The sequence below is a fragment of the Streptomyces soli genome (genome assembly GCF_003999195.1).
GTDB classification, from domain to species: domain Bacteria; phylum Actinomycetota; class Actinomycetes; order Streptomycetales; family Streptomycetaceae; genus Actinacidiphila; species Actinacidiphila soli.
Genome location: NZ_RJVR01000162.1, coordinates 19,638 through 31,696 on the forward strand (window position 1 = coordinate 19,638; position 12,059 = coordinate 31,696).

A 12,059-nucleotide genomic window follows, 5' to 3' on the forward strand; every position below is an offset into this window, starting at 1 on the left:
TGCGGCCCTGACGGCAGGTCGGCGTCGGCCGGCCTCGTACCCCGGGCACCGGAGGAGGCCCGAGCGGGGGGCCGGGGCGAGAAGGGCTTGGGGCGGGCCTGGCAACGGCCCGTCTGGTCGCCCCTCAGAGACGTGCCGAACGGGGTCAGCCGGTGGTCGGGTGGTTCGGCCCGCACGGGAAGGAGGCCGTGCCGGCCGCCATCTTGATGCCGCCGAGCAGTTGCTTCAGGAAGAGCGGCTCCGTGTAGCTGGCAATGGTGTGGCCCATGCCGGTGTACCAGGCGCGCCCTCCGTCATACCGCTGGCACCAGGTGATCGGATGATCCCCCATGGCGTCGGGGCCCACGTTGTACGAGGACTCGTCCATCGCTGCGAGCACCCGCACGCCGGCCGCCCGCGGATCGGTCCGGTAGTTGTACCACTCGTCGAAGCGGTTCCACTGCCGCGGAAGGCCCTGTTCGGACGGGGCCCGCGGGCCGGTCACGTCGACCGTCGCGTTCTGCTGCGCTGGGTGGCTCTTGAAGTAGGCGCCGACCAGGCCGCCGTACCACGCCCAGTCGTAGCCGGAGTCGGCGGCCGCGTGGATGCCCACATAGCCGCCGCCGTGCTCGATGTAGCGCTGGAACGCGGCCTTCTCCGCGGGCTGGTCGAGGGGGTCACCTGTCGAGGACAGGAAGACGACCGCCCGGTACTTCTTGAGGTTGGCGTCCGTGAATTGGGCGGAGTCCTCCGTCGCGTCCACTGTGAAGTGGTGCTCTTGCCCCAACTGCTCGATGGCGGCGATACCTGCCGGAATCGAGTCGTGCCGGTAGCCGGTGGTCTTGGAGAAGACCAGCACTCTGAAGGTGTCGGACCGGTGGGTCACCTGGCCGGCCTGCGCGTTGGTGGCGGCCGCCAGCGGCACCGTCAATGCCAGCGCCGCCGCCGAGGCCGCGATGCGTTTACTGAGCATGAATGAACCTCCGTCGTCGTTCAGGGATTCGACCGGCCCGGTTCGCGGGCCATCGCGCAGCCGGATGTGCTCGCTGCGGGGGACGAATGAGAGGCGCTCGTGACCATTGGCCCGGCAGGCTCGGCCTGCCCGGGCCGCGGCTCATGGAAACGGGCGGATACCGCGTGACAACTGCGGGTGATGAGGCGTCATGAGCGTTGCGCGGCAGGCGGGGGCTGTCAAGGGACTATCGCTGACTTCGCGCGAATAACTCCGCGTTCCGCTGATTATTTTGCTGGATCACAAAAAAGTTAGAGGGGTTCCAGCCGAAGATCTGGACAGCGCCACGTTCAGCTCCTACTGTTTCGGCGCGACGAGGCATTTGCCCCGTCGGTAGAGGTGCTGCGGGATCCCGCCCCGGCGAAGGCCCGCACACTGTCTCTCCCGTTCGTGCGCAATCCCGGTCGCTGCTCCGAACCGAGTGCGGCCGGTCTCCCCGCCGGGCCGCCCTCGCGACGGCCCCCGCCATGCGTGCTCAGGCGAGCACCTCATCCCTACCGCGGAAGGCCACGCCGCGGCCGTACCACCGACCGTCTCTCCCGACGAAGGAGTGTTCATGGGTCAGTCGCACAGAGACTTCAACCGCAGGGGCTTTCTGCAGGCGGCCGCAGGCGCCACCGTCGCCGTCGGCGCGGTCTCCCTGGCAGGCGCGATGCCCGCAGCCGCTGCCGGTCCCGCCACGGAAGGCGAACGGGGCGGACGATCCCGTCTGACCATCCCCAAGGACGCCATCGGTATCCAGCTCTACAGCGTCCGCGACAAGGTCGCACACCTCGGCTTCCGCCTCGTCTTCGAGGAACTGTCGCGGATGGGGTATCAGGAGGTCGAGTTCGCCGGGTACACCCAGGACACCTCCATCCTCGGCCGTCAGATAACCATTCCGGAGATCCGGCAGCTGCTCAACGACAACGGACTGCGTGCCATCGGCAGCCACGTCGGCATCGGCAACCTGCGCAACGGCCTGCAGCAGGAGCTGGACAACGCCCAGATCCTCGGCATGCCGCACATCGGCACCCCCAACGCGCCCTCCGACACCGGCACTGTCGCGGCCTACCGTGCCGCCGCGCAGGAGTTCAACGCCTGGGGCGAGGCCGCCGCGGCACGCGGCCTGAAGTTGTATCAGCACAATCACTTCTCCGAGTTCGCCTTCGCCTCCGACCAGCCCGAGGTACGCCTGTACGACGTGTTTCTCAACGGCACCGACCCCCGCTACGTCTTCCTGGAGATGGACGTCTACTGGGCGTACGTCGGCCAGTACCGCTGGCCGGGTTTTGACCCCGCCGCCTACGTGCGTCGAAACCCATACCGCTACCCCCTGTTCCACATGAAGGATGGCGAAACGGACCCGGCCAACGCCAATGGCTACGACATCGTCGAGTTCGGCGCCGGCGACCTGCCCTATCATCGCTTCGTCCACGCGATCGGGTCCCGCGGCAGCCACCGCGGCATCTGGGAGCAGGACACGGCTCCCGGCACGCAACCCGACCCTCCTGGCTCCCTCGGTGCGGCGGAGCGCAGCTACTCCGCGCTCGCGGACCTGCTTTCCTGATCTTGTGCCACCCCCCTGCCCTGCGGGGCACGGGGGTGGCGCACCACGACTTAGTTCTGCTCATCCGCAAGGCAACTTCTAATCGTTTGTGCAGAACTTGTGGACAAGCTCGGTTCTGAGTCCCTAACGTTCCGTCACACAACCGTCTCAACCCGCTGAAGGAGGTGAGCACATGAGCGTCCAGTACCGCCTGCTCCGCCTGCTGCGCGACCTGGGCCCGCAGTCCCGCGCCGAACTGGCCGGCCGGCTCGAGGTGCCACGCCCGCGGCTGCTGGCCGAGCTCGACCGCTTGGTGGAGGCGGGGCGGGTCCTGGAAGCAGGGCCGGCCGCTTCCCGCGGCGGGCGCCGCTCCACCCTCGTCGAACTGCATCCGGGCGTGCGCTTCGCCGCCGTGGACCTGGGCGCAAGTTCCGTCGACATCGAGATCACAGACGGGCGCCTGGAGCCGGTGGCTTCGTATGCCGAGCCCTGCGACATCCGCTCCGGCCCGAACATCGTCCTGGCCCGGGTCACCGAGATCCTGGGCAAGATGCGCGGCCAGGGCCACTTCACGCAACTGGATGCCATCGGCATCGGCCTCCCCGGTCCGGTGAGCTTCCGTGACGGCGTCCCGGTGTCGCCCCCGATCATGCCCGGCTGGGACCGCTACCCGGTCCGCGACGTGCTGGCCCGCGAGCACGGCTGCCCCGTCGTGGTCGACAACGACGTCAACGTAATGGCCCTGGGTGAGCAGCACAGCGGTGTCGCCCACACCGTCGACGACCTGCTGTTCGTCAAGATCGGCAGCGGCATCGGCTGCGGCGTGCAGGTCCACGGGCGCATCTACCGCGGCGCAGAGGGATGCGCGGGGGACATCGGCCACATCCAGGTAGAGACCGACGGCCCCGTCTGCTCGTGCGGCAACGTCGGCTGCTTGGAGGCATTCTTCGGCGGCGTGGCGCTGGCGCGCGACGCCATGTCAGCCGCCTCCTCCGGGCAGTCACCGATGCTCGCCGAACGCCTCGCCGCGGCGGGGGTACTCACCGCCCGCGACGTCGCCGACGGTGCGGCCGCCGGCGACGTCGCCTGCATCAACCTCATCCGGGCCGGAGGACGGCGGGTCGGCCAGGTCCTCGCCGGGCTGGTGAGCTTCATGAACCCCTCGATGATCGTCATCGGCGGCGGCCTCGCCGGTCTCGGGCACATCCTGCTCGCCGAGATCCGCAGCGTCGTCTACCAGCGATCGACGCCCCTGGCCACCGGCAACCTGCCGATCGTGATGTCCGAACTGGGCCCACGTGCCGGCGTCGCCGGTGCCGCCGTACTGGCCAGCGAACTCGCCTACCGAGGACCCTCATGACCGACTCCGCGGACACACCCGTCGACGGCCCCCCGCTGCTCACGCTCACCGAAGTGGTCAAGACCTTCCCAGGCGTACGCGCTCTGGACGGCGTCGAGCTGACGGTGCGGCAAGGAGAGGTGCACTGCCTACTCGGACAAAACGGTGCCGGCAAGTCCACTCTGATCAAGGTGCTCTCCGGGGCGCACCGCCCCGACGCCGGACAGATCACCTGGCAGGGACGCTCGGTGTCCTTCGCCGACCCGCAGGCCGCCATGCGGGCGGGCATCGCCACCATCTACCAGGAGCTGGATCTCGTACCCGACATGACGGTCGCCGAGAACATCCTGCTCGGGCACGAGCCGCGTACCGCCGGGTTCGTCCGCAGGGGCGCTATGAGGGCCGCGGCACACACCGCCCTCACCCGGCTGGGCCACGGCGAGATCCCCCTGGGCCGTCCCGTCGGCAGGCTGCCGGCCGCCGCCCAGCAGATCGTGAGCATGGCGCGGGCCCTCTCGCGCGAGGCCCGAATGCTCATCATGGACGAGCCGAGCGCCGTACTGGCCCACGACGAGGTCAGCAATCTCTTCCGGATCATCCGCGAACTGCGGGACCAGGGCATCGCGGTCGTGTACATCTCCCACCGCCTGGAAGAGATCCGGCAGATCTGCGACCGCGTCACCGTGCTCCAGGACGGCCGCACCACGGCCGCGGACCTACCCGCCACCACACCGACGGCGGAACTCGTCGGCCGGATGACCGGCCGCACCCTGGAGCACGTCTTCCCGCCACGTCCGCCCCGGGCGCCGTCCGGCGAGTTGCTGCGAGTGGAGGGCCTCACCCGGCACGGCGAGTTCTCGGACGCCTCCTTCACCGTAGGCCCAGGGGAGATCGTCGGCATCGCCGGACTGGTCGGCTCAGGCCGATCCGAACTACTGGAAACCGTCTTCGGAGCCCGCCGCCCTGATGCCGGGCACGTCCTGGTGGACGGCCGCCGGCTGAAGCCCGGCAGCGTGGCGGCTGCCGTCAGAGCGGGCCTGGGACTCGCACCGGAGGAGCGCAAAAGCCAGGCGTTGCTCCTCGGCGAACCCGTCCAGAACAACATCGGGCTGGCGAGCCTGAGCCGCCACGCCACCGCGGGCTTCGTCCGCCGCGGTGCCGAGCGGGCGGCGGCCACCGAAGTCGCCGACCGGCTCGAGCTGCGGCCCCAGGACGTCGGGCGCCGCGCGCGCACGCTCTCCGGCGGCAACCAGCAGAAGGTCGTGGTAGGCCGCTGGCTGCTGGGCGGCACGCGTCTGCTGCTGCTCGACGAACCGACCCGCGGTGTCGACGTAGGAGCCCGCGCCGAGCTCTACCAGGTCGTCCGGTCACTCGCGGAGGACGGAGTGGGCGTTTTGCTGGTCTCCAGCGAGGTGCCCGAAGTGCTGGGCCTGGCAGACCGCGTCCTGGTGATGCGCGAGGGCCGGATCGTGCACGAGGCCCGCGCCGAGGAGATCGACGAACACACAGTCCTCGACCTCGTGATGGCGGGATCGCTTCTGGAAGGGGCGGCTCAATGACCGACCTGGCCTCGGCCGCGGCGCCGAAGATGAAGACGAGCTGGTGGCGGGATGACGCAAGCGAGCCGGTGCGGCGTAACCTCGGGCTCACCGGGGTGCTCGTCGCGCTGGTGGTGATCGGGCTCGTCAGCGCCCCGGACACCTTTGCCACCAGCGGCAACGTGCTCAACATCCTGACGCAGGCCTCCGCCATCGGCGTGATCGCCATCGGCATGACCTTCGTCATCATCGGCGGCGGCATCGACCTTTCGGTCGGCGCCCTGACCGCACTGTCCGCCGTATGGTGCACCACCGTCGCTACCCAGGGCTTCGGCGGTGGCGGCATGCTCTTCACGGCCCTGGTGGTCGGCACGGTCGCCGGCACGATCAACGGCGTACTCATCGCGTACGGCCGCCTGGTGCCCTTCATCGCCACCCTGGCCATGATGGTCGGCGCCCGAGGTCTGGCCACCAAGATTTCCAACAAGCAGACGCAGCCGGTCAATGTCGAGTCGATCAACCGCCTTGCAGAGAACAAGCTGCTCGGCATCCCGGTGCTGGTGCTCATCTTCGCCGGGGTCACCGCCGTCGGTTGGGTAGTGCTCAACCGCACCACCTTCGGCCGCCGTACGGTCGCCGTCGGCGGCAACGCCGAGGCGGCCCGGCTCGCAGGCATCAACGTCCGCCGCCAGACTGTCCTGCTCTACGCGCTGTCCGGGCTGTGCTGCGGTCTTGCCGCGCTGATGGTTGTCGCCCAGGCGAACGCCGGCTCCTCATCCCAGGGCGACCTGTACGAACTGGACGCCATCGCCGCTGCCATCATCGGCGGCACGACCCTCACCGGCGGCCGTGGCACCGTGATCGGCTCCCTGCTCGGGGTGGTGGTCTTCACCACCATCACCAATCTCTTCATCCTCAACAACCTCCCCACCGAGGTCCAGAACATCGTCAAGGGCGCCATCATCGTCGGCGCCGTGCTCGTCCAGCAGTTCCAACCGCGGGACTTGTTCCGCAAGCGCTGACAGCGGGGGCGCGGCCCCGGAGCCGCGCCCCCGCACATCCCCCGGAGGCGGCGTCGGGAAGACGACCGCACCGGAAACCCCCTACTTTCGCGGAGGACACATGTCTGCTCTGTCCCGTCGCAACCTCTTCTTCGGCGGCGCAGCCGCCGGCGTCGGCGCGCTGATGACCGGCTGTACCTCCAACAACCAAGCAGCCGTGCCGGCAACGGCCCCCGCTCAGCAGAGCAGCGGCAAGCCCGGAAAGCCCATCACCATCGGTTTCTCGGCTCCCGCTGCCGACCACGGCTGGCTGGCCGCCATCACCGCGGACGCGCAGGCAAGAGCCAAACAGTACCCCGAGGTCACCCTCAAGACCGTCGAGGCCGGTCAGGACGCCACCGCCCAGCGGGCCGCACTGCAAACCCTGATCCAGGAGAAGCCCGACGTGATCGTCGTGCTGCCGTTCGACGGGGCACAGCTCACGGCCACCGGCCGCGCGGCGATGCAGGCGGGCATCCCGGTGATCAACCTCGACCGCCAGTTCTCCGACGAACTCGCCTTCCGTGTCCTCATCAGGGGCGACAACTACGGCATGGGCGTGGCCGCCGGCCACTTCATCGGTGAGCGCCTGAAGACCGCGGGCACCTCGGCCCCAGTTATCGCGGAGATCGCCGGGATCGACAATCTACCGCTCACCCAGGACCGCAGCCGAGGCTTCAAGGAAGCCCTCAGCTCCTACGGCTTCAAGGTCTCACACCGGGTGGCCGCCGAGTTCACCATCGACTCAGGCCAGAAGGTCACCGCCAACCTGCTGCAGGCAGCGCCCAAGCTGGACGCGGTGTGGAACCACGACGACGACCAGGGCGTCGGCGTCCTCGCCGCCATCAACCAGGCCGGCCGCAAGGAGTTCCTCATGGTCGGCGGGGCGGGGTCGCGCAAGGCCATGGAGCAGATCCGCGCCGACAACACCGTGCTGAAGGCCACCGTCACCTACAGCCCGACCATGTCCGGATCCGCCGTCTCGCTGGCTCGGCTCATCGCCAACGGCCGCGGCATCGGCGATCTCGTCGAACTGACCGTCCCGAAGGAGATCCGCCTCGCCTCGGAGACCGTCACGAAGGACAACGTGGCGGACTACATCGGCCTCGGGTTCTGACCCACGCCGTGTCCTCGTCCAGCGTCTGCAGCCGACGCAACTGTCCCGCGCTGGACACCCGGGCCATCGGTGAGCCCAGGCTGCCGACAAACCCCCGGCCCCTGACGCACAAGGAGAAACCCTTGCCCAATGGACGACTTCGGATCGGCATGGTCGGTCACGCCTTCATGGGGGCAGCGCACTCGCAGGCGTGGCGCACCGTCAACCACGCCTTCGACCTGTCGGCCCAGGTGGAGATGACCGCCGTATGCGGCCGCGACCCGGAGCGCGCCGCGGCTGCGGCGGAGCGGCTCGGTTGGGCCGACCACCTCACCGACTGGCGTGAACTCATCGCCCGCGACGACATTGACGTCGTCGACATCTGCACACCGGGCGACAGCCATGCCGAGATTGCTATCGCTGCGTTGGAGGCGGGCAAGCACGTCCTGTGCGAGAAGCCACTGGCTAACTCCGTCGCCGAGGCCAGGGCCATGGTGGCGGCCGCGGAAAGGGCCCGGGAGGCGGGCATCCGGTCGGCCTGCGGCTTCAACTACCGCCGGGTTCCGGCCGTCGCCCTGCTGCACAGCCTCATCGCCAGCGGCCGGCTGGGGGAGATTCGGCACGTGCGCGCGGTCTACCTGCAGGACTGGCTCACCGATCCGGACTTCCCGCTGACCTGGCGGCTACGGCGGGAGTACGCCGGGTCGGGCGCGCTGGGCGACATTGGCGCCCACATCATCGACCTCGCCCTCTACCTGACGGGCAGTCAGTTCAGCGGTGTCTGCGGGCTGACCGAGACCTTCGTCCGGAGCCGGCCGTTGCCGCACGCCGAACCCGGCGGGCTGACGGCCCGAGGCAGCCTCGCCGGGGAGCACGGAGAGGTGACCGTCGACGACGCGACCCTCTTCCTCGGCAGGTTGGACAACGGAGCCGTGGCCTCCTTCGAGGCCACCCGCTTCGCCACCGGACGCAAGAACGCACTGCGCCTGGAGCTCAACGGTTCCCTGGGCTCGGCGGCGTTCGACCTGGAGCGCCTAAACGAACTGGAGTTCTTCGACGCCACTCAGCCTGGGGCCGAACAGGGTTTCCGTCGTATCCTGGTCACCGAAGCAGACCATCCCTACATCGCCGCGTGGTGGCCGCCCGGCCACATCCTCGGCTACGAGCACAGCTTCACTCACCAGGCCCGCGACCTGGTGGCCGCCATCGCTGCCGGAAAGGATCCCCAGCCCTCGTTCGTCGAGGCGCTGCAGGTCCAGCTGGTCCTTGACGCCGTGGAGCGCAGCGCCCGCGCATCGACGGCCTGGACGCAGGTGCCGGGCGCCGAGACCCCGGCGGCCGAGAATACGCCCGAGCAGGTCTGACCTGTGAGTCCGCAGGGCGCCGATCTCACCAGGTCAGTCCCCCTGGTCCCTGTCGGGTACGCCTCGCGGGCGTGAAAACATGGCTGCGGTGCCTGCCCGCCGACCCCACGGTCACCGCGGCGGCGAGCACCCGACGTGGGGTCCCCAGGATCAGCAAGCTGGTCGCCTGTCGGCGGCGTGCGCGTGCGCGGTCGACGGCGGCGAGCAGGAAGGCGGCGAGGGACACCAGGGCGCCGAAGACGATGTTGTTCACGATGATGCTGCGGATGATCGGGTATTGCGCGGTGATGCTGTCGTTCTGAGTCGGTGTCGACACGCTCGCAAGCGGATCGGCGGACTCGACCACCGTCGTGAAGCGATCCACGTCGGCCGAGTTGACCAAGGCCGTGAGCAAGCCCTTCGCCATACCGTCTTGGTAATTTCCCGGCGGATTTGTCGTAAGGAACATCGTTCCGCTCAGCATGGTCTGCCCCAGGACGGGAACGAGCAACGGCCCGTCGGTGTGTCGAGAGTCCGGGGGCCCGTTCGAGGCGTGTGTAGCGGCGTCCACGACCGTGTAGGTCCGGCCGTCCACACACTGCTCCTTGACCGCATCGGCCGCGGATGTCCCCTCCGCGCGCAGTAGCGTGACCAGGTCCGAGCAGCTTGCGATCAACGCATCGGAGGGAGTCCCGGGTGCCGGTAGCGGCTGGAGCGCATACGCCTGAGCGCCGGCCGTAAGCGCGGCGCGCGCTCCGTCTGAGCGCAACGAACTCACGGTGAGAAACGTCTGCCGGGTGACGACGGGCTCGACACCCTTCATGTAGGTCAGGATTCCCACGCCGAAGACACCGGTGACGAGGACGAGCAGAATCCCGACCGCGGACATAACCTCGATCGAGGCGTCGTGCATCAGCCGTCGGCCGGCCAGCATGACGCCGGGACGCTCCGACCCCTGGATGCGTCGGGCAACCCGCCGCAGCAACGGGGCGGTGACCCACAGCACACCGGCGACGGCCAGGACCAGGCCCGCGCCGCCGAGGAGCAGCACGGTTGGGGAATTGAGCAGAAGACCCGTATCGGCATTTCCGAACACCCATATCGTGCCCAGGATCATCGTCCCGACAGCGAAAGGAACAAAGGGCAGCGGCCCGCGATTCCCTCCCGCGGGGGCGTGTCGGGTCGCTACCACCTCGCGTAGTTGACGGCGGGTGCCCCAGCTAGCCGCACCGCCGACGGCGAGCGGGAGAACGACCAGCGCCGAAATGGCCAGCCCGGGCGTGATCGGGGTGTCGGACCCGAACCAGGTGAAGCCGAATACTCCCGCTTGGGCAAGCCAGGGAACGAGCGCGGCGCCTGACGCCAGCCCTGCCAGGGCACCAGCGAAGGCGTGCGCGCCGGCCTCGATCCGTGCGGCCCGGGCGAGCACGCCAGCGGGCACCCCGATCAGATTGAGGACCGCCGCCCGCCGCCGCCGCTCGTTCGCCGAGAGCCGGGCGACGACGAACCCGAAGAACAGCAGCGGAAGCCCCACCAGAGCAAGCACCGTCGAGACAAGCCCCCGCTGGGGTATCAGAGGCTGCTCGAACTGCCCGCCGTAACCATTCCAGCGGTTTGCGCTGAGTCCGCCAGCCAACTCAGTATCCGGCAGTCCCGCGACCGCGACTATCTCATCAGGCGAGGCCAGTCCGGCCTCAGCCACCGTGCCCGCGCCCCGGCCCGGGAACCGGCGGGCGAACTCCGGATCCGTTGCCATCAGGTGGGCCAGCGCCGGCGACACGAACACCTCCCCGGGCCGCGGGAACCGCGCCACACCCGGCGGCCTGGCGGGTGCCTCTCCCGGCACGCCGGCCACCATCACCGCCGTCACACGATGCCCGTCGTAGTTATCGACGCGCGTCTCGAAGCGGAACGTGACCGTGGCACCCATGTCGTGGGCAGGCTGGAGCAGTTGCTCGCGGGAGGTGCGGGAACCCTGGCCGGCGATCACCGCCCACATCAACGTCAGCACCAAAGCCGCGACCATCGCTCCGGCCATCGTGCTCCACGCCCGCCGCGCTGCCGCCCCGCGCGGGCGCAGCGCCCAGCGCAGGCCCAACCAGCGCGCCGCCCGGTGCAGGCCCGGCTCCCTCGTCAGATCGCACCGCCGGAGGGCGCGTTTTGGAAGCAGCGCCCGTCGGCGACGTGGATGCGCCGGCCGAGCTGGTCCGCGATCGCCTCGTCGTGGGTCACGACGATCAGCGCGGCGTCGGCCTCCGCGCAGACGCCAAGCAGTTCGCTCAGCGTCGTCCGGCCCGTCGCCCTGTCCAGCGACCCGGTCGGCTCGTCCGCCAGCACGACTGCCGGCCCGTGCACCAGCGCACGAGCCACCGCGCACCGCTGCGCTTGCCCACCAGAGACCTGTGCCGGCAGCCGGTCCGCCAGCTCACCGATCCCCAGCCGTCCCATCAGCGCCTCTGCGCGCTGTCGGCACTGCCGTGCCGAATGCCCCAGCAATCGCACAGGCAGCTCCACGTTCTCTCGAAGCGTCAACTCCGCCACCAGTTCGGCGAACTGGAACACGAATCCGAACCGCTCCAGACGCACCCGCGCCCGTTCGGCATCGCTGCGCCCGCTCAAGCCCTGTCCGTCCAGGCGGACCTCGCCCTCGGTCGGTACGACGATCCCGGCCAGGCAGTACAACAGCGTTGTCTTGCCCGACCCGCTCGGCCCGACGATCGCCACCTGCTCCCCGGCCTGAACCTCCAGCGACGCCCCGTCCAACGCCGCCGCGCCTGCGGACCCGGCCGCATACCGGTAGACGAGATCGTGCGCCTGCAACAGCATCGAGTGCCTCCGAAACCTGAGTACTGCTCCAAGATGAGATGGAGCCCGCCGAGGCGCCAACGAAGAGGCGTCCCGGCGGGCTCCATTGGTACCACCAACGGGGTGCCTTCACGGCCGGTAGTACCAGGCCGAGCTGGCGCAGTTGTCCGGGTAGGCAGTGATCACCGTGACCTACCTGGAGACCAGCCCGGTCACCTCCTACCGCCGGCGCTGCGCAGCCTCCACAAGGCCTGCGCGCCGCTCCGCAGCGCAGGTGCCGGCGCTTAGTGGTCCGTTCCGGAAATCCTTCGGGGGTTGATCAAGCCGCCAGTGCGGCGGAGGATTCTTCCTGGTGATCGGCGGTGTGCCGGTCGAGTCT

The 12,059-nt window shown here is 69.3% G+C and carries 9 protein-coding genes; 6 read left to right on the forward strand and 3 right to left on the reverse strand.

Features of this window, described 5'->3' with window-relative positions; all coding sequences use genetic code 11:
* Positions 1 to 145 precede the first annotated feature (145 nt).
* The gene (locus EFK10_RS14270; RefSeq protein ID WP_127356074.1) at positions 146 to 952 is read right to left on the reverse strand and encodes a ThuA domain-containing protein; all 807 of its coding nucleotides are present in this window, start codon (positions 950 to 952) and stop codon (positions 146 to 148) included.
* A gap of 595 nt (positions 953 to 1,547) precedes the next feature.
* Here EFK10_RS14270 and EFK10_RS14275 point away from each other — a divergent pair.
* From EFK10_RS14275 to EFK10_RS14300, 6 genes are all read left to right on the forward strand, one after another.
* The gene (locus EFK10_RS14275) at positions 1,548 to 2,540 is read left to right on the forward strand and encodes a sugar phosphate isomerase/epimerase family protein (RefSeq protein ID WP_127356075.1); all 993 of its coding nucleotides are present in this window, start codon (positions 1,548 to 1,550) and stop codon (positions 2,538 to 2,540) included.
* A 172-nt stretch (positions 2,541 to 2,712) separates the two neighbouring features.
* Entirely contained in the window at positions 2,713 to 3,879 is a 1,167-nt protein-coding gene (locus EFK10_RS14280; protein ID WP_127356076.1) for an ROK family protein, read from the forward strand.
* Positions 3,876 to 5,417: a sugar ABC transporter ATP-binding protein gene (locus tag EFK10_RS14285; protein ID WP_127356077.1), complete on the forward strand. Its 1,542-nt coding sequence runs from the start codon at positions 3,876 to 3,878 to the stop codon at positions 5,415 to 5,417. The genes EFK10_RS14280 and EFK10_RS14285 overlap by 4 nt, the downstream gene beginning before the upstream one ends.
* A gap of 29 nt (positions 5,418 to 5,446) precedes the next feature.
* Positions 5,447 to 6,418, forward strand: a complete 972-nt coding sequence (locus EFK10_RS14290; protein WP_240677214.1) for an ABC transporter permease — start codon at positions 5,447 to 5,449, stop codon at positions 6,416 to 6,418.
* A 100-nt stretch (positions 6,419 to 6,518) separates the two neighbouring features.
* Positions 6,519 to 7,553, forward strand: a complete 1,035-nt coding sequence (locus EFK10_RS14295; RefSeq protein ID WP_127356079.1) for a substrate-binding domain-containing protein — start codon at positions 6,519 to 6,521, stop codon at positions 7,551 to 7,553.
* Between the two features lie 65 nt (positions 7,554 to 7,618).
* On the forward strand, positions 7,619 to 8,896 hold the full coding sequence (locus tag EFK10_RS14300) for a Gfo/Idh/MocA family protein (RefSeq protein WP_407647075.1): 1,278 nt from the start codon (positions 7,619 to 7,621) through the stop codon (positions 8,894 to 8,896).
* Positions 8,897 to 8,921: 25 nt separating this feature from the next.
* Here EFK10_RS14300 and EFK10_RS14305 read toward each other — a convergent pair whose 3' ends face one another.
* Positions 8,922 to 10,913: a hypothetical protein gene (locus EFK10_RS14305; protein WP_127356080.1), complete on the reverse strand. Its 1,992-nt coding sequence runs from the start codon at positions 10,911 to 10,913 to the stop codon at positions 8,922 to 8,924.
* A gap of 95 nt (positions 10,914 to 11,008) precedes the next feature.
* The gene (locus EFK10_RS14310) at positions 11,009 to 11,701 is read right to left on the reverse strand and encodes an ABC transporter ATP-binding protein (protein WP_127356081.1); all 693 of its coding nucleotides are present in this window, start codon (positions 11,699 to 11,701) and stop codon (positions 11,009 to 11,011) included.
* Positions 11,702 to 12,059: the final 358 nt, after the last annotated feature.

Coding starts and splice junctions, on each gene's coding strand:
- EFK10_RS14270 (WP_127356074.1), bottom strand. CDS start 952: ATGCTCAGTAAACGCATCGCGGCCTCGGCGGCGGCGCTGGCATTGACG.
- EFK10_RS14275 (WP_127356075.1), top strand. CDS start 1,548: ATGGGTCAGTCGCACAGAGACTTCAACCGCAGGGGCTTTCTGCAGGCG.
- EFK10_RS14280 (WP_127356076.1), top strand. CDS start 2,713: ATGAGCGTCCAGTACCGCCTGCTCCGCCTGCTGCGCGACCTGGGCCCG.
- EFK10_RS14285 (WP_127356077.1), top strand. CDS start 3,876: ATGACCGACTCCGCGGACACACCCGTCGACGGCCCCCCGCTGCTCACG.
- EFK10_RS14290 (WP_240677214.1), top strand. CDS start 5,447: ATGAAGACGAGCTGGTGGCGGGATGACGCAAGCGAGCCGGTGCGGCGT.
- EFK10_RS14295 (WP_127356079.1), top strand. CDS start 6,519: ATGTCTGCTCTGTCCCGTCGCAACCTCTTCTTCGGCGGCGCAGCCGCC.
- EFK10_RS14305 (WP_127356080.1), bottom strand. CDS start 10,913: ATGGCCGGAGCGATGGTCGCGGCTTTGGTGCTGACGTTGATGTGGGCG.
- EFK10_RS14310 (WP_127356081.1), bottom strand. CDS start 11,701: ATGCTGTTGCAGGCGCACGATCTCGTCTACCGGTATGCGGCCGGGTCC.